The sequence below is a fragment of the Marinobacter sp. MIT932201 genome (assembly GCF_047123295.1).
Lineage (GTDB): Bacteria > Pseudomonadota > Gammaproteobacteria > Pseudomonadales > Oleiphilaceae > Marinobacter > Marinobacter salsuginis.
In genome coordinates this window covers 3,700,920-3,720,686 of the sequence record NZ_CP138917.1, presented here as the reverse complement: position 1 = coordinate 3,720,686, position 19,767 = coordinate 3,700,920, and the positions used below count along the sequence as shown (strand labels likewise).

Genomic DNA, 19,767 nt, shown 5'->3' with positions numbered 1-19,767 from the left:
TTCGGGAGGAGGACCAGTATGGCTGAAGTAACGGTAAAACAACTGGCCGAAGATGTAGGCGCTCCCGTGGATCGTTTGCTGAAGCAGATTGTGGAGGCTGGCCTGAAAGCCCGCTCCGAGAATGATTCTGTCTCCAGCGATGAGAAGCAGCAGTTGCTGGCCTATTTGAGAAAAACTCACGGTGAGGCAGACGCCGAACCGCGCAAGATCACCCTTAAGCGTAAGACCACCACCACGCTCAAGGCCGGCAAGGCAAAGACCGTCAATGTTGAGGTTCGCAAGCGCCGTACCTACATCAAACGGGCTGAATTGCAGCCTGAGGCTGAAGCACCGAAACCGGAAGAGCCGGTAGCAGAGCAGCAGCCGGAGCAACCACCGGTTGAAGAAGCGCCAAAGGTAGCAGCCGAGCAGGCGCCGCAGCCTGAGGCAGAGAAGCCGGCCGAGGCAGCAACATCCGAGCAGCCGGAACAGGCAGAAAAACCAGAGCCGAAGAAAGAGCCAGAGCCTGAGCCCGAGCCGGTTCCCGCTCCGGAAGACATGCCGATGCCGCCGCCCGAGGGCGAAGGCAAGGATCGCAAGCCGAAGAAAAAGAAAGAGAAAGTTCGCGAGCGTGGCGACGAGATTGAAGAGGGCAAGCCTAAGAAGAAGCAGGCTGGCCATCGTGGTCCTCGCAGCCGCCCGGTGGAAGAGCCGCTGGTTATCTCCGAGGACGAGGAAGAGACCACGCTGCGTAAGCCGCTGCGTGCGAAAAAGAAACCCAAAGAGAAGCGTCACGGCTTCGAGAGGCCGACCAAACCAATGGTCAGAGAAGTAGAGATTCCAGAAACGATTTCTGTCGGTGACCTTGCCCAGCGTATGGCGGTCAAGTCGGCGGATGTCATCAAGACCCTGATGGGCATGGGCGTCATGGCCACCATCAACCAGGCATTGGACCAGGAAACTGCGGTTCTGGTGACCGAGGAGCTGGGCCATAAAGCCAAGACGGTCAGTGAAGACGCGTTCGAGGAAGAGGTTCTGAGCGAGTTCTCCTTCGAAGGTGGCGAAAAAACCAAGCGCGCTCCGGTTGTGAGCGTAATGGGTCACGTTGACCACGGTAAGACCTCCCTGCTGGACTACATCCGCCGTACCAAGGTGGCCTCCGGGGAGTCTGGTGGCATTACCCAGCACATCGGTGCCTATCACGTGGAAACCGATCACGGCATGGTGTCCTTCCTGGATACCCCGGGCCACGCGGCCTTTACTGCCATGCGTGCCCGCGGTGCGCAGTGTACTGACATCGTGGTTCTGGTGGTTGCTGCCGATGATGGTGTCATGCCCCAGACCAAGGAAGCGGTTGATCACGCGCGCTCTGCCGGCGTTCCGATCGTCGTCGCCATCAACAAGATGGACAAGGAAGAAGCCGATCCCGATCGCGTCAAGACCGAACTGGCCGGTATGGAAGTGATTCCGGAAGACTGGGGCGGTGATGTCCAGTTCGTGCCAGTTTCCGCGCACACCGGTGAGGGTATCGAAGACCTGCTTGAAGCACTGTTGCTCCAGGCGGAAGTACTGGAACTTGAGGCAGCCACTGATGCGCCTGCCAAGGGTGTGGTTGTTGAATCCAGTCTCGAGCGTGGACGTGGTTCCGTGGCAACCGTACTGGTTCAGAACGGTACCCTGCGTCAGGGCGACATGGTTGTGGCCGGCTCCTACTTCGGTAAGGTCCGGGCGATGACCGATGAAGCTGGCAAGCAGGTCAAGGAAGCAGGCCCGTCGATTCCGGTCGAGATCCTTGGTTTGAACGGTACACCGGATGCCGGTGACGAGTTCTTCGCCGTTGCCGACGAGAAGAAGGCCAAAGAGCTGGCTGAATTCCGCCAGAGCCGCGAGCGGGAGCAGCGTCTGCAGCGTCAGCAGGCGGCCAAACTCGAGAACCTGTTCGAGAACATGGGCAAAGACGAGGTCAAAACCCTCAATGTGGTGCTCAAGACCGACGTTCGTGGTTCTCTGGAAGCCATCACCAAGGCCCTGCAGGATCTCGGTAACGACGAGGTCCAGGTGAAGATCGTATCGTCCGGTGTGGGTGGCATTGCCGAGACCGACGTCAGCCTGGCCATGGCAACCAACGCGGTTATCTTCGGCTTCAACGTGCGTGCCGACAGTGCTTCCAAGCGCCTGGTCGAGCAGGAAGGTCTGGATCTGCGCTACTACAGCATCATCTACAACCTGATTGATGATGTGAAAGCAGCTCTGACCGGTATGCTGGCTCCGGAATTCCGCGAAGACATCGTTGGTATTGCCGATGTCCGTGACGTGTTCCGTTCGCCGAAGTTCGGTCAGGTGGCCGGCTGTATGGTTACTGAAGGTACCGTTTACCGTAACAAGCCGATCCGGGTTCTGCGGGACAACGTGGTTATCTTTGAAGGCGAGCTGGAATCCCTGCGCCGCTTCAAGGACGACGTGCCTGAAGTCCGTAACGGCATGGAATGCGGTATTGGCGTTAAGGGTTACGACGTAAAAGTCGGCGACCAGATCGAGGTCTTCGATCGCGTCCGGGTCGAGCGCAAGCTTGAGTCCACCGGCGCCTGATGCGCCCGATTTTGAAGGAAACCTGATGCCAAGAGAGTTCAGTCGTATTGATCGCATCGGCGATCAGATGCAACGGGAACTGGCCCAGCTCATCCAGCGGGAGGTCAAAGACCCGCGGGTGGGCATGGTCACGGTAAACGCGGTCAAGGTCAGTCGTGACCTTGGCTACGCCGATATTTATGTGTCCCTGCTTTCCACCGAGGAACTGACGGAGGAGTCTCCGGAGGTCAAGGAATCGATTGCGGTGCTGAACAAGGCCTCGGGCTTTTTGCGGGGCCAGGTAGGTCGCGCGATGAAGCTGAGGGTCGTACCCCAGCTGCGGTTCCACTTCGACACGCTGCAGGGCTACAGCCGCAAGATGGACAGCCTCATTCGCGAAGCAGTTGGCGACAAGCCGGCCGTGCAACGGAATGAAGAGGACGACCAGGATGATCCGGAGCGTAACGCTTGAGCCGCAGACGCAAAGGCCGTGACGTCAACGGTATTCTGGTTATCGACAAGCGGCAGGGTGTGACCTCCAACGGCATTCTGCAGCAGGTCAAGCGCCTGTTCGGGGCGGCCAAGGCCGGCCATACCGGCGCCCTTGACCCCCTGGCGACCGGCGTTCTGCCGCTATGCTTCGGTGAGGCCACCAAGTTCTCCCAGATGATGCTCGACAGCGACAAGGCCTACATTGCCACTGCCCGGCTCGGGATCCGAACCGAAACCGGTGACAGCGAGGGCGCTGTCGTTGCCGAAAAGCCTGTGCCAGACGGTCTGACCGCAGACTTGCTTGAGCCGGTACTGGATGGCTTCCGGGGTGATATCCAGCAAGTTCCCTCCATGTATTCGGCGCTCAAACACAAGGGGCGTCCACTCTACGAATATGCCCGCGAGGGTATCGAGGTTGAGCGTCCGGCAAGACCGGTGACCATCTACGAACTGACGCTGCTGGACATTCGTGAGAACGAACTGGATATCGCGGTCAGCTGCACCAAGGGTACGTACATTCGCTCACTGGTTGAGGATATCGGTGAAGCTCTCGGTTGCGGTGCCCATGTGACTGCATTGCGCCGCACCATGGCGTCAGGGTTTACCCTGGCCAATGCCCATGCCGTCAGTGATCTCGAGGCGATGCGCGAACGGGGTGAGAGCCTCGATGGTCTCCTGTTGGCACCGGATGCCGCTCTGTCGATGTTCCCCGAGCACCGTCTGGCGGGGCAGGCGCTGGTATCGATCTTGAACGGACAACCGGTTAGAATACCGGGTCAGGCTTACGAAGGCTTCGTGCGTCTCTATGCAAACGAGAGCGCAAACGAAAGCTTTGTGGGGCTGGCAGAAGCATTCCCGGAAGGCGAGCAGACCAATCTGGTCCCGCGCCGACTGGTGAAGAATAGCGGAAAGCGTTAGACGCGCCGCTGTTTAGCCGGGCTGTAGAGATGCGCGGTTCGGCCGTATTCGAAAGCATCGCAAACAATGAGGTGAGTTATGGCACTTTCTGCCAACGAGAAAGCACAGATCGTTAAGGATTTTCAGCAAGGTGATGGCGATACCGGTTCCCCTGAGGTTCAGGTAGCTCTGCTGAGCGCCAACATTAACAAGCTGCAGGATCACTTCAAGGCCAACAAGCAGGATCACCATTCCCGCCGTGGCCTGATCCGGATGGTTAACCAGCGTCGTAAGCTGCTGGACTACCTCAAGCGCAAGAACGCCGACCGTTACCTGGAACTCATCCAGCGTCTGGGTCTGCGTCGCTAATCCGGGTCTCTACGACCTGAGGGCTGCGCCGGCTTGTTCGGTGGCAGCCGTCGACCAGCAGGCCCTTTGTGGGGTCTGCTGGTTGTGTTTTTCTCCCGCTGCAGTTGGATTGTCTGTGTGTTCGAAGGATTCCCTGTCGTAATGGAAAGCCGAAATTGATAGCAGGTTGTTGAAAAACCCGGGCCCGGCGGCCTCTGGAACTGCCGCCTCCCAGACCGGGGTTTTGCAACAGCCTGTTAGCTTTCAGACGGGTTGCTCTTCAGACCACAGCACATCATCTGCAGGACTATGGTTTCGAGCGCAGGGGCGCTCGGAACGAATCAATCTGGACCAGATAGACCAGGAGTTTTTTGTGGATCTGAAACCTTTCAAGAAATCATTTGAGCTGGGCGGCAAGACCGTCACTCTGGAAACCGGCCGTATTGCTCGTCAGGCAACCGGTTCTGTATTGGTAACCGTGGATGACATTTCCGTGCTCGGTACCGTTGTCGGCGCCAAAGAAGCCAAGCCAGGCCAGCCGTTCTTCCCGCTGACCGTAAACTACTTCGAGAAGACCTACGCCGTGGGCAAAATCCCGGGTGGTTTCTTCAAGCGCGAAGGTCGTCCTTCCGAGAAGGAAACCCTGACTTCCCGCCTGATCGACCGTCCGATTCGTCCGCTGTTCCCGAACGGCTTCATGAACGAAGTCCAGGTCATCACCACGGTCATGTCCTCCAGCAAGAACCAGGATCCGGATATTGCCGCGATGCTGGCTGCGTCTGCGGCCCTGGCCATTTCAGGTATTCCGTTCGATGGTCCCATCGGCGCATCCCGCGTGGGTTACACCAACGAGCGCGGTTACTTCCTGAACCCGACCTTCGAAGAGCTGGAAACCTCCCTGCTGGACATGGTCGTAGCCGGTACGGAAGACGCGGTGCTGATGGTTGAGTCCGAAGCCAAGGGCCTGACCGAAGACCAGATGCTGGGCGGTGTGCTCTATGGCCACCAGGAAATGCAGACAGCGGTTGCCGCTATCAAGGAATTCGCTGCTGAGATTGGCAAGCCCCGTTGGGACTGGCAGCCGGAGCCGGAAAACACCGAGCTGCTGAATGCCATCAAGGCCGAGTTCGCCGGTGCCATTGAGGAAGCCTACGGTATCCGTGACAAGATGGCCCGCTATGAGCGTCTGGGCGAGGTGAAAGCCGCTGCAGTTGAAAAACTGGCCGGTGAAGAGGAAGGCCAGCCTTCCGAAGACGAAGTCAAAAAGTACTTCGGCAAGATCGAGAAGAGCGTGGTTCGCCAGCAGGTTATCGATGGCAAGCCCCGGATCGACGGTCGCGACAACAAGACTGTTCGCCCGATCGAAATTGAAGTGGGCGTTCTGCCCAGCGTTCACGGTTCCGCCCTGTTTACCCGTGGCGAGACCCAGGCCATCGTGACCACCACGCTGGGTACTTCCCGCGATGTGCAGATCATCGATGCTCTGGAAGGTGAGCGCAAGGATCCGTTCCTGTTCCACTACAACTTCCCTCCTTATTCCGTAGGTGAGGCTGGACGTGTCGGTTCGCCGGGCCGTCGCGAAGTGGGTCACGGTCGTCTGGCCAAGCGTGGTGTTCTGGCGGTCATGCCGACCCTGGAAGAATTCCCGTACGCCATCCGTGCGGTTTCCGAGATCACCGAGTCCAACGGTTCCAGCTCCATGGCCTCGGTCTGTGGTTCCAGCCTGGCACTGATGGACGCGGGCGTACCCATCAAGGCGCCGGTTGCCGGTATTGCCATGGGCCTGGTCAAGGAAGGCGACAAGTTCGCGGTTCTGACCGACATTCTGGGTGACGAGGATCACCTGGGTGACATGGACTTCAAGGTTGCCGGTACCCAGGAGGGCGTCACTGCCCTGCAGATGGATATCAAGATCAACGGCATCACTGATGAGATCATGGAGATCGCGCTTGAGCAGGCTCACGCAGCGCGTCTGCACATCCTTGGCGAGATGAACAAGGTTATCGCTACCCCGCGTGCCGAGCTGTCTGCCCGCGCTCCGAGCATCACCACCATCAAGATCAACCCGGAGAAGATCCGCGACGTTATCGGTAAGGGCGGCTCTACTATCCGTGCGATCTGTGACGAGACCGGTGCTTCCATCGATCTGGATGATGACGGCAACGTGAAGATCTACGCCGACAACCAGGAAGCTGCCCAGGCGGCGGTGAACCGGGTCAAGGAAATCACGGCCGAGATCGAAGTGGGTGCTATCTATAAGGGCCGCGTTGAGCGCATTGTGGACTTCGGTGCCTTTGTTAACATCCTTCCTGGCAAGGATGGTCTGGTGCACATTTCCCAGATCTCTGATCGCCGCATCGAGAACGTGACTGACGAGCTGAGCGAAGGTCAGGAAGTTCTGGTGAAGGTGCTGGATGTGGACAACCGTGGTCGCGTGAAGCTGTCCATGAAGGAAATCAAGGAAGGCGATCAGCCGACCGATTTCTCTGCCTGATCGTTTTCGGGCTTAATAAAAACCCGCCTTTCCTCTGGATCGGCGGGTTTTTTATTTGCTTGGCTTGGAGCAAGCGGCTGTTGGGTTTCCCTTTTCAAAAGACGCTACGAGCACATCCATGTGCGCTTGTTTCGGGCCGTCCTTGGCCCTCAACACTTTTGAAAAGGGAAACCCAACACCCGCCCGTGCATCACAGGTAAACGCCGTAGGTCGGATTAACCAAAGGCGTAATCCGACAAAACCAGAACTCTATTCTCCACCTTCCATAAACCGAATCATTTCCCTCCGGTACCCGGGAATAACAAACGTCGCCCCGTGAGGCGTATCCGTCTGCAAAAACTCCCTGGGCTGCTCCGCAGCTTCATACAGTGCTTCGCCATGATGGAACGGAATAATTCCGTCCCGAACGCTGTGGATTACCATAACGGGAACCGGGCTGATCCTGGGAATGTGATCTACCCCCTCATAGTCGTCCGGAATGGTCCAGCTCAGTGGAATCTGAAGTGGCCAGGTGAGCCAGAATCCACCCAATTTCTCCCGGGCGATCTTACGAAAGCCGGAGAAGGTACCGTCCAGGATGACACCATCCAGCCGGGGCTGTTCCTTCCTCTGGGTCCACTCACTTGCCAGTGCGATTCCCAGCCCACCGCCAAGGCTCTGGCCCAGGATGTACAGAGGCCGGTCATTTACCTCGGGCTTCTCAGCCAACCAACGCAGGCCGGTTTCCACGTCGTGCAGGGCGCCTTCGATGTCCGGGGCGCCGGTCGACTGGCCGTAGCCCCGGTAGTCGATGGTGAAGACGTTGTAGCCCTTCTCAGGCAGCCAGGCCACGTTCAGGATGTGGCTGCTGATATTCTGGGCATTGCCGTGGAGGAAGTAGACCGTGCCCCTGGCGTTCTTCCCAGGGCCTTCTGCGGGCAGCCACCAACCGTGGAGGGTTTCGCCGTCGGCCGTGTCGAGGTAGATGCCTTCGTATTCGAGGTTCAGCCGGTCCGGGGTGATGTAGGTGACCCGGTCCGGGTAGAAAAAGACGCTGCTGCAACCGGATAACAGCAGAAGGGCAACCAACAGCCCGCTTAACCGGGCCGTGGTGGCGTTTAGAAATACGCGTGGATTCCGGCGTGCCATGTGCTCTGGTACCTGTCGTAGTGGTCTTCCCGGGTGAACTCGGCAAACAGACTGAACTCGCGGCCGATGTGCCAGTTGGCTTTGGCGTAGAGCTGGTCCTGGCGGTGCTGGCTGCTGACGATCCAGGCCTTGGTTTTGGCACCGGCTAGCAGGCTGAACTGGTTGTTCTGATGGAGCAGGCCGATGTCAGCGCCCGGGGCAGCATCGTAGCCTCGGCGCAGGTCGTCGTCGATTTCCAGGTCGGCGGTAGCGATGGCAAACGCCTGGGTCTGATGCCCAAGGCTCCAGCTGCCGCCTGCCCCGCCTTCGAGATAGGGTGTAAGAACCCGGTCGTTGCCAGTGTCAGTGCGGCGGCCACCAAACCCGACCTGCCATGACAGTGGCGAGAAAAACGCGTTCCGCGGGCTCAACGAGCGGATTTCCACGCCGGTGAGCTGTTCCAGTTGCAGCTCGTTGTTGTCGGTATACAGGCGTGCGTCGAGGCGGAGGAACTGGAGCTGGGCGCCGGTGCGGTAGCCGGCTGGAGGATCGAGAACGTCGTGGTAGGCCGGACGCAGGGTCAGTTGAGTGAACTCCCTGTGTTCCAGTTGGCCTGCCCCGAGGCTCATGCGGAAGGTGTTGTGGCCCTCGTCGTCCCTCACAACCGGCTCGGGCGGTTCCTCTGGTGGGGCAACGTCATTGATTTGGCTGCGTTCTCTCAAGAGGTCATGGGAGAGTGGCGCCGCAATTTCCCGGGGCCAGCCGTCGGCCTCGCTTTTATAGCGAACATAATCGTAGGTGGCGTCCAGTATATGGGCTCGCTGTTCGGCTGGCAGCGAGCTCACCTCATTGGCATCGGCGTCTACATAACCGTTGGCAATGGCCGCCGCGAGGGTCTGGTGATCGTCGGGCAGGGTGGAGAGGCTGTAGGCCACGGAGGTGGCGGCTGACGGCCGGTAATACACATCGCTGACCAGGTCCTTGTCCACTACCCAGCGGACGGTGTCCGAGGGAATGGCGTGAGTGCTTACTTCGCCCAGAAGGTCTGTGCCGGGGCGCGCAATGTCTATCAGTGCGAGCAGGCGGTAGGCACAGTTCTCGTCGAAGAAATAGTAGTCAAAGTTACGATCCCTGATTTCCCAGGCGTGGGCGATCATCAGGTCCACTTCGTCCTGGGTGAGGTTCAGTTTGTACTCCCACAGGTCCCGATGCTCGATATCCGAGTACAGCCGTATTTTTTCGTAGTAGGGCTGGACGGTGGTTATTCCGGGATAGCCGCCAAAAATACCCTTGTAGGCGAACAGCAGTTCACTGTCGTGAGCGGCAGCATCCGCCGCGTAGGAAATCGTGTTGGCCAGCAGCAGATTGGTTTCCTCGTCGTCCTGGGGCGGGTCCAGGCGCAGGAATGTGTGACCGAACATGGAAGACGGACTGTTCAGGTAGGAGGCGGCGAACACCAGGGTCACGGTTTCAGTGTTGAGTGTCTCCGACCATTCCTGATATCCGGGGCAGCTGACTTCGGGCAGCGCCAGATTCAGCTCTTGCTGCAGCCAGGTGGTTCTTGCCGGAAACTGGCAGCGTGCGTGGTCATCGCCCTCGCCGGGCTTCTGTATTGCCTCCAGAGTGGCCTGCAGCTCTGACTTTGGCGAGTGCTTGCCGTCTTCGCTGAGAAAAAAGGCCGGGTCGTCGGCCTGGCTGGTGTAGCCATCGCCGAAGGTGTCGGGCTGGTAATGGATCAGTGTGAGCCAGGCAGGATCGAGATGGAGCTCGGATGTATCTGCAGGGGTATCGGCCTGGGTTGGCAGGCTGACTGCGAGCCAGATCAGGGCTGGCCCAATGCGAAGCATGTTGCCCATGGAATGTGCTGCATCCGGGGTTGAACGGTAGAGAGTGGAGCGATGCGCCGTCCCTGGCGCAAGAGCGCGTCCCTTCAGCGAGCCTGGATCAGGCTGCTACGTATTTGCTGAGTGACTCGTTTTTCTCCAGCAGCGCGACGATGGCATCGACCGCTTCGCCGGAGGTGGTGTCAGAGCTCGGGAAGATGGTGGCAAAGTTGTCCTGCAGCACCTTGCGGAAGGTGTCACGGTCAGCTTCGTCCACGCCCAGCAATACCGCAAGGGTATCGAGGTTTTCACCGGAACCGCGGGACATGTCACGGGCAACCTTGTCGATGTTGCTGTCCATGTACATAGCCATGGACTGAACAGACTGGTTGGTCTGGCAGCCAAGGGTGCCTGTGGTCATACCGAAGGTCTGGTTACCAAAGGTTCCGTTGGTGGTTGCAGCCAGTACGTGGGGGGCAATACCGGACTGTCCTTTCCAGATCATGGCGCCTACACCACAACCCGGTTGGGCAAAGGCCATGGAGGAAGCACCAAGAAGAATTGCACCTGCGATCAGTTTTTTCATTATCCACTCCTTTCTGTGGTTTAAAGCTGTCGTCGCAATACACAATGCTGCCCCAAGCGTGGAGCAGCATTGCGAAAACGGCCCTGACTGGTCTTGTGGAGACAGGTTGACCGTTGGTCTGAGTATAGTTGATATCCAGCCAACGCAAGTTTAAAGATTGGTGAGTATTTGATTTGGCCCAAAAAAAACCGGTGCATGTCGCCACGCACCGGTTCCAGGCAGCTTTTGGAGAGTTTGAATCAACCGCCCAGATAGGCGTTCTGGACATCCGGGTTTTCCAGCAGATTCTTGCCTGTGTCGTGCAGGCGAATCTTGCCGGTTTCCAACACGTAGCCCCGGTCAGCCAGATTCAGCGCCTGGTGGGCATTCTGCTCGACCAGGAAGACGGTGATGCCTTCCTCGCGAAGCTGGCCGATGATCTCGAAAATCTGCTTGATCACCAGCGGTGCCAGGCCCAGGGAGGGCTCGTCCAGGATGATCATGCGCGGCTTGCTCATCAGGGCCCGCCCGATGGCGAGCATTTGCTGCTCACCGCCGGACATGGTGCCGGCACGCTGATGTTCCCGCTCCTGAAGACGCGGAAAGAGCTCATAGACGTGATCGATACTCTTGCGGATTTCCGCCTTGGTGTTGAAAAAACCGCCCATATGGAGGTTTTCCTCAACGGTGAGGCCTGAGAATATCCGCCGTCCTTCGGGAACGATGGCAATGCCGGAGCGCATGATCTGGGCGGTGGGTTCGCGGGTGATCTCACGGCCCTCCAGGAAAATGCGACCGGAGCTGGCCTGGGGGTTCCCGCAAACGGTCATCAGCAGGGTAGTCTTGCCCGCGCCGTTGGCGCCGATCAGCGAGACGATCTCACCCTTTTTGACCTCGACAGACACGCCGTGCAAGGCCTCGATCTTGCCGTAATGGGTATGGACATCTTCTAGTACTAGCATGTGTTTACCTCAGGCCTCGCCCAGATAGGCTTTGATCACGTCGTCGTTCTGGCGGATTTCTTCCGGCGTGCCACTGGCCAGGGGGCGCCCCTGGTTGATGACGTTGATGCGATCGGAAATATCCATTACCAGGCTCATGTCGTGCTCAATCAGCACCACGGAAACGTTGTAGTCCTCTTTCAGGCTGACGATCAGCTGATTGAGTTCCTTGGTTTCCGCCGGGTTGAGACCGGCTGCCGGCTCGTCGAGCATCAACAGCTTGGGCTCGGTTACCATGCAGCGGGCAATCTCCAGGCGCCGTTGCTGGCCATAGGCCAGGTTTCCGGCTTCCCGGTTGGCCAGGTCCAACAGGCCTACCCGATCCAGCCAGTAGGCGGCCCGATCCAGGGATTTCTGCTCTTTTGCCCGATAACTGGGGGTTTTGATCAAACCGGAAATCAGGTTGGTGTTGAGGTGGCGGTGTTGCGCCACCAGCAGGTTTTCCACCACGGTCATCTGGCTAAACAGCCGAACATGCTGGAAGGTGCGCACCATCCCAAGTCGGGAGATCTTGTAGTCAGGCTTGCCCTGTACCTCCTTCCCCTCGAACAGGATCTTGCCGCCAGTCGGCTTGTAAAAGCCGCTCATGCAGTTGAAAACGGTGGTTTTTCCGGCCCCGTTGGGGCCGATGATGGACACAATCTCGTGTTCCTGGACGTCCAGAGACACTTCGTCTACCGCCAGCAGGCCGCCGAAGCGCATGGACAGATTCTGTACTTCAAGCATCGTCTGTCACTCCTGCTTTTTCAGTTCAATGTGAATGCGGCGCATGGGCATCAGGCCCTGCGGACGCCAGACCATCATCAGCACCATGGCGGCACCGAAGATCAGCATCCGGTACTCGGAGAACTCACGGGCCAGTTCCGGCAGGATGGTGACAGCGATTGCCGCCAGCACCACACCAATCTGGGAGCCCATGCCGCCGAGTACAACGATGGCAAGGATGATGGCCGATTCCAGGAAGACAAACGATTCGGGGCTGATAAAGCCCTGCTTGGAAGCAAACACGGTACCGGCGAAACCGGCGAAGAACGCGCCGATGGTAAAGGCCGACAGCTTTACCGCAGTGCGGCTGAGGCCCAGGGAGCGGGCAGCGATTTCATCTTCCCGCAGTGCCTCCCAGGCACGACCAACGGGCATGCGCATGAAGCGGCGAATGACCAGAGCTGTGAACACCGCCAGTACCAGGGCGATCAGGTACAGGAAGATCACCTTGTGCTCACCGCTGTAGGCGATGCCAAAGGTTTCGTGGAACGAGGTATTGCCTTCCTCCTTCACCCGGCGACCAAACTCCATGCCGAACAGGGTCGGATCGGGAATGCCACCAATGCCGTTGGGGCCACCGGTAAGCGTTGTCCAGTTATTCAGCAGGATCCTGATGATCTCACCGAACCCTAGAGTCACGATCGCCAGATAGTCGCCCCGTAGCCGCAGCACCGGGAAACCAAGCACAAGACCGAACAGTGCGGCAAGCAGGGCACCGATAGGCAGCGCCAGCCAGAAGGAAATACCAATGTACTGGGAGAGCAGCGCAAAGGTATACGCGCCCACGGCATAGAACGCCACGTAACCCAGATCCAGCAGGCCGGCCAGGCCAACCACCACGTTCAGGCCCAGGGCCAGCATGATGTAGATCAGCACGAGGGTGGCCAGATCCACCGCACCCCGTGACACGAAGAACGGCCAGAACAGGGCAAGAACCACGATGCCTGTCAGTACCCAGGATTCAATCTTGGCCCGGCGGTTCTCTGCCATGGGCTCCTTGCTGGCCTGGGGAAGGGGATGCGGGAGGCTTTTCAGGCCACCCATGATCTGTTCCCGGAACAGCTGGAACAGGAATACGATCACGGCAGCGAGCAACACCATGACAACGGTGCTGGCATCGGCTCCGGTCAGGGTTACGTTGATGCCCTGGGCCTCAAGGTTAAAGCCGATGATCGGGTAGGAAATGATCAGTGTAATGATCGCGCAAAACAGCGCGTGTCTGAAGTTATTAGCAGCCATCAGATCTTCTCAACCTCCGGTTTGCCGAGCAGGCCGGTGGGTTTGAACAGCAGAATCAGGATCAGCAGGCTGAACGAGATAACATCCTTGTATTCACCGCTGAGGTAGCCGGAAGTCATACTCTCTGCCACGCCCAGTATCAATCCGCCCAGCATCGCGCCGGGAATGCTGCCAATGCCGCCAAGTACCGCCGCGGTAAAGGCCTTCAAGCCGGCAATGAAGCCGAACAGAGGGTCAACCGAACCGTAGTACATGCCCAGAAGCAGGCCGGCAACCGCCGCCAGAGCCGCACCAATTACAAAGGTTGCGGAAATGATCCGGTTGGTGTCGATACCAAGCAGGTTGGCCATACCCAGGTCCTGTGATACCGCACGGCAGGCTCGGCCCGTCCGTGAGCGGGATATGAACAGAGACAGGGCTGTCATACAGATCAGCGTGGTGATGAAAATGGTGATCTGCATGTAGGACAGGGACATCTGGAAGCCGTCACCGGAACCGAAGTTGAAACCGCCGTCGATCAGCGCCGGGAAACCGACGTTCCGCGAACCCTGCGCAAGGTGGACGTAGTTCTGGAGGAAGATGGACATGCCGATGGCGGAGATCAGCGGGATCAGGCGATGGCGCCCCCGCACAGGCCGGTAGGCCACCCGTTCCACGGCCCAGCCCATGGAGCTGGAGACGATCATGGCGCAAATCAGCGCAACAATCAGAATCAGTGGTAGCCAGGCAATGCCCAGGGCAGCCAGACCGGTAATGGCAATCAGCGCCGTGTAGGCACCGATCATATAGATTTCACCATGGGCAAAGTTGATCATGCCAATGATGCCGTAAACCATCGTGTAGCCGATGGCGATCAGGGCATAGGTGCTCCCGATCGTCAGCCCGTTGATGAGCTGTTGAAAGAAATACAGGAGGTCTTGCATTGTTATGGGACTCCGAAAGCCTGCTCCCTCCGCTACCACACCCCATGCCCGGGATAAACGTGCAGGAAGTGGGGGAGGATCAACAGGAGCCTAGAAAAACACCTTCTCCCGGATCGCGGTGAGAAGGTGCTCTCATGATTACCGTTTGTTAACGATTTGGCTTAGTTTACCGGAGTTTTGCTTCCATCTGAATGCCATTCGTACACAACAAACTCGAATGACTTCATGTCGCCGGCCTTGTCGTATTCAACGGTGCCGATCGGAGTCTGGAAGGTGCCCTCGCGAAGAGCAGCGGCAACATCGAATGGATCGGTGGAGCCAGCGGCTTCAATGCCTTCGGCAACAAGCTGAACCGCGGTGTAGGAGGTCAGAACGAACGGACCGGAAGGATCCTCGCCCTTGTCTTCAAATGCCTTCACCAGCGCCTGGTTTTCAGCTTTCTGGTCAAATGCAGGTGGCAGGGTTACCAGCAGGCCTTCGGCGGCTTCGCCGGCGATGGTGTTGATGTCCTTGTTACCCACGCCCTCGGGGCCCATGAAGCGGGCATCCAGGCCAGCGGAGTCAGCCTGGCGCAGAATCAGACCCAGCTCCGGGTGGTAACCGCCGTAGTAGACGTAATCCACGTCGGCCTGCTTGAGCTTGGTTACCAGCGAGGAGAAGTCCTTGTCGCCGGCGGTGATGCCTTCAAACATGGCGATTTCAACGCCAGCGTCCTTCAGGGTGTCACGAACGGCGGTGGCAATACCTTCACCGTACTGCTGCTTGTCGTGAACGATAGCAACGCGCTCCGGGCTCTGAGATGCGATGTAGCGGGCCGCAACTGGTCCCTGCATGCTGTCCAGACCGATGGTACGGAATACCAGCTCATAGCCACGCTCGGTGATCTCCGGGCTGGTGGAAGCCGGGGTTACCATTAGGATGCCTTCATCCTCGTAGATGTCAGAGGCGGGCTGGGTGGAGCTGGAACAGAGGTGGCCGATCACGAAGCGTACACCGTCGTTAACCAGACTGTTGGCAACCGTTACAGCCTGCTTCGGATCACACACGTCATCGTATTCAACGGCAACCAGCTCTTCCCCCATGACACCGCCATTGGCGTTGATCTGCTCGATCGCCATGCGGGCGCCGGAGAATTGCATGTCACCGTACTGGGCAACGGGGCCAGTCATGGGGCCGGCAATACCGATCTGGATCTCGGCAGCGGCGTGGCCAGCGCCCATCAGGGCTACGGAAGTGCTAACAGCGGTTACGAGTTTTTTTACTGAAGTTCTCATTGAGTCTGTCCTGTTTTATTTCAGGGTTATTCTTGTGTTCTCAGAGAGTTAAACAAACACCACACCTCGCTGCTTGTCAAGCCGACGGGTGGCGCTTGCTCCGGAACACGGGCCTGTCTGCAAAGGCAAATCCCGTGCCGCTCTGAGCGGTGTCACGCATCCGTGCCGTCTTCTTCATCCTGGGAAACCAGCGCGCGGAAGCTCTCGTGTTCGCGGAGCTGGTCAAAACTGACGTCTACGGATGCATCGTCGCGGTATGCCTCCGAAATTTCAATAGCTTTCTTCAAAGTGCTGACGGCGTCTTCCCAACGGCCGATTTCTGCATAAGCGCATGCCAACTGATAGTGCGCGTGGCCATTATCCGGTGCAAGTTTCAGTGCCCGTTGGCAAAGACTGATGGCCCAGAGCGGTTCCTGCATTTCCAGAACAGCGTCTGCCTTGTAACTCAGCGCTTCCACATCGTCGGGGCGAAGGTCCAGAATCTGATCGTAGGCGGCAATCTTGTTTTGCTGGGAGGTTTCCTGGCTGGCTTTGAGCCACAGCGAGTGCACTTCGTTGGTGCGCTCGATCTCCGCCTGGTTCTGGTGGATGATGTCTGATTTCTGCTTCAGCTGTTCTTCGATGGATTCGAGGCGCTTCTCGTATTCAACCACCAGCTCGTTGACCCGTTTTTCCGCCAGACTGGTAAGCTGGTTGCGCATATCCCGGATGGAGTTCCAGCCGATAACCACGAGAATGGATGTGGCGCCCGCGATCAAGTAAAAGAAGTAGGTAACCGTATCGGTCGCGTAAGACATGGTTTTGTCGGCAACGGACAGTTCCTTGTCGACCACCTTTTCAATGAGTTCTGCGCGAGTGTTCTGCATCTCCTTGCGAAGCGCCTTGCTCTCTTCCAGCAGATAAAGTTCCACGAAGGGCGTGTACATGGGCTCTTCCAGCGTCTTGATGCTCTCTTCCAGGTCTTCCGCAGTGAGCTCTTTCTCGGGGCCCAGCTCATCCTGACCGTAGAGGGTGCCGGCGAATGTCATCATGAAAAGAAAAGGCAGGAAAAACTTGATCATCGGGCGTATTCCGTCCGTCTGTCGTAAATGGAACAAAGGCGAAACCTTAGCATAGTGGATGGCCGAAAAAATGCCGGGAAACTCGCCGACTTGCAATTCTCGGTGCAAAGACCTCTAATACTTAGGGGTGTAAATAAATTGCGAATCCGAATCGGAGCATTGCTGTGAACAGTTATGAAGATGTGCTGGTGGCTTTACGACGTGTCATTCGGGCAACTGACCTTCATTCAAAGCGCCTGAGCAAGCATGCCGGGCTGACCGGGCCTCAGCTGCTGATCATGAGAACGATTCGGGATCTTGGCGAAGTCACCATCGGCACCATTGCAGAAAAGGTCAGTCTTAGCCAGGCAACGGTAACGACGATTCTGGACCGTCTGGAGCACCGGAATCTGGTTTATCGCGTGCGCAGCACCCAGGACAAGCGAAAAGTGCATGCCCACCTGACCGATGAGGGGGCAGACTTGCTGGCCCGGGCGCCGAATCCGCTGCAGGAGGATTTCATCCAGAAATTCCAGAGTCTGGCCGAGTGGGAGCAGACCATGATTCTGGCCTCGCTCCAGCGTGTGGCCAACATGATGGATGCCGACGATATTGATGCGTCGCCGGTGCTGACCGTTGGGTCGGTATTGAAGGACGACGGCTGGAAAGAAAAAGCCTGACTCCAATGAGCCAGGCTTTCTCCTGATATTAATGCACCGAAGACCCGCTATTGGGCTTATTGCCAAAACACACCTGAAACACATCGTTGTAGTGTTTGGCAAAGTTCACCGACAGCCCTTCCTTGAGATACTCCGGCAGTTCCTCGTAGTCGCCCCGGTTCGCTTCCGGCAGGATCAGGTTACTGATTTTCTGCCGACGCGCCGCAATAACCTTCTCGCGAATACCTCCCACTGGCAGCACCTGTCCGGTCAACGTGAGCTCACCGGTCATGGCGATGTTCGGCTGTGGCGCTTCCTTGCGGGCGATGGAAAGCAGTGCGGTGGCCATGGTGACGCCGGCGCTGGGGCCGTCTTTGGGCGTGGCTCCCTCGGGTACATGCAGGTGCACGAAGGATTTGTCGAAGAAAGTCGGGTCGCCCTTGAAGCGTCTGAGGTTGGATGACACATAACTGTAGGCGATCTCCGCGGACTCCTTCATCACATCCCCCAGCTGACCGGTCAGTTTGAAGCCGCGCTGAGAGCTGTGGATTCTGGATGCTTCGATGCTCAGTGTGGCCCCGCCCATGGCGGTCCAAGCCAGTCCGGTGACAACGCCGATGCCTTTGAGCGACTTCTCTTTCTTGAACGATGGCTGTCCCAGGTAGCTCTGCAGATCCGATACACCCACCTTCACAGATTGGTCCGGGTTCTCCAGCAGCTTCACGATGCCCTTGCGAATCACCTTGTGCAGGAGCTTCTCCAGGCTTCGCACTCCGGCTTCGCGGGCATAGCCCTCAATAATCTGCTTGATAGCGGCGTCGGTAATGTTGAGCTGTTTTTTCAGCAGCCCGGCCCGTTTGAGCAGCCTCGGCAGCAGGAAGTGCTTGGCGATGGCCAGCTTTTCTTCGGCGATGTATCCGGACAGCCGAATCACGTCCATCCGGTCAAGCAGTGGCCGTGGAATTGTGTCGAGCTGGTTGGCGGTGCAGATGAACAGAACCTTGGATAGGTCCATGCGCACGTCCAGGTAGTGGTCCAGGAAGTCGCGGTTCTGTTCCGGATCCAGTGTCTCCAGCAGGGCTGACGCGGGGTCGCCCTGGAAGGACGCACCGATCTTGTCGATTTCATCCAACATGATCACCGGATTGGCCACCTTGGAATCCTTGAGCGCCTGGACAAACTTGCCCGGCATGGCGCCGATGTAGGTGCGGCGGTGGCCTTTGATTTCAGCTTCATCGCGCATGCCGCCCACACTGAAACGGTAGAATTTCCGCCCCAGTGCGTCTGCCACGGAATGACCGATGGAGGTCTTGCCAACACCTGGCGGGCCGACCAAAAGCAGAATGGAGCCGCTCACCTCGCCCTTGAAGGTCCCTTCAGCCAGAAACTCGATGATGCGGTCTTTGACATCGTCCAGGCCGTCGTGATCCCGGTCGAGTATCTGGCGGGCTTTCGCCAGGTCGAAGTGGTCCTCGGAATGGATGCCCCAGGGCACCTGCGTCAGCCAGTCCAGATAATTACGGGTGACACCGTATTCCGGCGAGCCCTGCTCCAGCACCTGCAATTTTTCGACTTCATCGTTGAAGCGCTCTTGCACGGCCTCGGGCGGGTTGAGTTCCGCCATCCGCTGTTGGAAGCGCTCGACATCTGCGGTCTTGTCGTCCTTGGCCATGCCCAGCTCGCGCTGGATCACCTTGAGTTGTTCCTTCAGGAAGAATTCGCGTTGGTGCTTCTGGACTTTCGCGTTCACCTCTTCGCTGATTTCCGACTGCAGCCGGGCAACTTCCTGCTCTTTACGCATCAGCAGAAGAACCTTCTCCATGCGGCGGAGCAGGGGGACGGTGTCGAGCACATCCTGCAACTCATTGCCTGGAGCGCTGGTCATTGAGGCGCCGAAATCGGCCAGAGGTGAACTGTCGTCCGGCCCGAATCGGGACAGGTATTGTTTTACCTCCTCGCCATAGAGTGGGTTGGTACGTAGCAACTCCTTGATGGCGCTGATAATGGCCAGCGTGTAGGCCTTGAGTTCGTCGGCGTCTTCTTCCGGTTCTGCCGTATACTCAACTTCCACCAGATACGGAGGCTTACGACGCAGCCACTGGACGATCCGGAAGCGTTGAAGCCCCTGGGCGATAAACTGGACCTTACCACTGTCATTCTGGGCATGATGCACACGCACCGCGCAGCCAATGGTCTCCAGCTGCTCACTGGCCGGGACGCCTTCTTCAGCGTCCGGTTCTTCCACAAAGCAGATGCCCATGACCTTGTGGTCAGTCTCACCGACCCTTTTCAGGGTTTCCTGCCACGGGTTCTGGTTTACCACTATCGGCTGAACCTGGGCCGGAAAGAAAGGCCGATTAGAAACCGGCAGCACATACATGCGCCGGGGCATCATCTGCTGGGGCAGGGCAAGGCTCTTGCTATGCTCGTCCTTGCCAATGTACTCGGTCACGTCCTCTTCGAATTCCTCAAAAGAATCGTTTTGCGTCTCGTCATTCATGCCGCGAGTGTCCATCCGGAAAGGTTGTGAATCGGCCCGGGACAGGCTGCGGAGTGATTGTCCCGGCGCGTTGCTTAGTAGCTATGTAACGGC

The 19,767-nt window shown here is 58.0% G+C and carries 16 protein-coding genes; 6 read left to right on the top strand and 10 right to left on the bottom strand.

Annotation, left to right across the window (positions count from 1 at the left end; all coding sequences use genetic code 11):
• Positions 1–18 precede the first annotated feature (18 nt).
• The 5 genes from infB (at position 19) to pnp (ending at position 6,778) form a co-directional block, all read left to right on the top strand.
• Positions 19–2,568: a translation initiation factor IF-2 gene (gene infB / locus SIC15_RS17135; RefSeq protein ID WP_222465377.1), complete on the top strand. Its 2,550-nt coding sequence runs from the start codon at positions 19–21 to the stop codon at positions 2,566–2,568.
• A gap of 25 nt (positions 2,569–2,593) precedes the next feature.
• Entirely contained in the window at positions 2,594–3,019 is a 426-nt protein-coding gene (gene rbfA / locus SIC15_RS17130) for a 30S ribosome-binding factor RbfA (RefSeq protein ID WP_069181908.1), read from the top strand.
• The gene (truB, locus tag SIC15_RS17125) at positions 3,016–3,957 is read left to right on the top strand and encodes a tRNA pseudouridine(55) synthase TruB (protein WP_412536527.1); all 942 of its coding nucleotides are present in this window, start codon (positions 3,016–3,018) and stop codon (positions 3,955–3,957) included. The genes rbfA and truB overlap by 4 nt, the downstream gene beginning before the upstream one ends.
• Before the next feature lie 78 nt (positions 3,958–4,035).
• On the top strand, positions 4,036–4,305 hold the full coding sequence (rpsO, locus tag SIC15_RS17120; RefSeq protein ID WP_008171539.1) for a 30S ribosomal protein S15: 270 nt from the start codon (positions 4,036–4,038) through the stop codon (positions 4,303–4,305).
• A gap of 358 nt (positions 4,306–4,663) precedes the next feature.
• Positions 4,664–6,778, top strand: coding sequence for a polyribonucleotide nucleotidyltransferase (gene pnp / locus SIC15_RS17115; RefSeq protein ID WP_227514458.1), 2,115 nt, complete (start codon positions 4,664–4,666; stop codon positions 6,776–6,778).
• Between the two features lie 249 nt (positions 6,779–7,027).
• Here pnp and SIC15_RS17110 read toward each other — a convergent pair whose 3' ends face one another.
• The 9 genes from SIC15_RS17110 to SIC15_RS17070 form a co-directional block, all read right to left on the bottom strand.
• On the bottom strand, positions 7,028–7,906 hold the full coding sequence (locus SIC15_RS17110; protein WP_412536526.1) for an alpha/beta hydrolase: 879 nt from the start codon (positions 7,904–7,906) through the stop codon (positions 7,028–7,030).
• Complete coding sequence (locus tag SIC15_RS17105; RefSeq protein ID WP_412536525.1) at positions 7,876–9,741, bottom strand: DUF4105 domain-containing protein; 1,866 nt, start codon at positions 9,739–9,741, stop codon at positions 7,876–7,878. Before SIC15_RS17105 ends, SIC15_RS17110 begins: the two co-directional genes overlap by 31 nt.
• 88 nt (positions 9,742–9,829) lie before the next feature.
• Positions 9,830–10,294 carry a DUF3015 domain-containing protein gene (locus SIC15_RS17100; protein WP_069181903.1) on the bottom strand — a complete coding sequence of 155 codons (465 nt, stop codon included), beginning with the start codon at positions 10,292–10,294 and terminating at the stop codon, positions 9,830–9,832.
• 239 nt (positions 10,295–10,533) lie between these two features.
• Positions 10,534–11,235, bottom strand: a complete 702-nt coding sequence (locus tag SIC15_RS17095) for an ABC transporter ATP-binding protein (RefSeq protein WP_136631388.1) — start codon at positions 11,233–11,235, stop codon at positions 10,534–10,536.
• 9 nt (positions 11,236–11,244) lie between these two features.
• Positions 11,245–12,000: a high-affinity branched-chain amino acid ABC transporter ATP-binding protein LivG gene (gene livG, locus SIC15_RS17090; protein WP_069181901.1), complete on the bottom strand. Its 756-nt coding sequence runs from the start codon at positions 11,998–12,000 to the stop codon at positions 11,245–11,247.
• A gap of 6 nt (positions 12,001–12,006) precedes the next feature.
• On the bottom strand, positions 12,007–13,278 hold the full coding sequence (locus SIC15_RS17085) for a high-affinity branched-chain amino acid ABC transporter permease LivM (protein ID WP_069181900.1): 1,272 nt from the start codon (positions 13,276–13,278) through the stop codon (positions 12,007–12,009).
• On the bottom strand, positions 13,278–14,201 hold the full coding sequence (livH, locus tag SIC15_RS17080) for a high-affinity branched-chain amino acid ABC transporter permease LivH (RefSeq protein WP_069181899.1): 924 nt from the start codon (positions 14,199–14,201) through the stop codon (positions 13,278–13,280). The genes SIC15_RS17085 and livH overlap by 1 nt, the downstream gene beginning before the upstream one ends.
• Before the next feature lie 161 nt (positions 14,202–14,362).
• Positions 14,363–15,475: a branched-chain amino acid ABC transporter substrate-binding protein gene (locus SIC15_RS17075; protein WP_064230016.1), complete on the bottom strand. Its 1,113-nt coding sequence runs from the start codon at positions 15,473–15,475 to the stop codon at positions 14,363–14,365.
• Positions 15,476–15,627: 152 nt separating this feature from the next.
• On the bottom strand, positions 15,628–16,536 hold the full coding sequence (locus tag SIC15_RS17070; protein ID WP_136631386.1) for a tetratricopeptide repeat protein: 909 nt from the start codon (positions 16,534–16,536) through the stop codon (positions 15,628–15,630).
• Between the two features lie 164 nt (positions 16,537–16,700).
• Here SIC15_RS17070 and SIC15_RS17065 point away from each other — a divergent pair, with 164 nt between their 5' ends.
• Positions 16,701–17,195: a MarR family winged helix-turn-helix transcriptional regulator gene (locus tag SIC15_RS17065; RefSeq protein WP_069181897.1), complete on the top strand. Its 495-nt coding sequence runs from the start codon at positions 16,701–16,703 to the stop codon at positions 17,193–17,195.
• A 28-nt stretch (positions 17,196–17,223) separates the two neighbouring features.
• On the opposite strand, the gene lon is transcribed toward SIC15_RS17065, so the two are convergent.
• On the bottom strand, positions 17,224–19,674 hold the full coding sequence (gene lon / locus SIC15_RS17060) for an endopeptidase La (protein ID WP_412536524.1): 2,451 nt from the start codon (positions 19,672–19,674) through the stop codon (positions 17,224–17,226).
• Between the last annotated feature and the right edge of the window lie 93 nt (positions 19,675–19,767).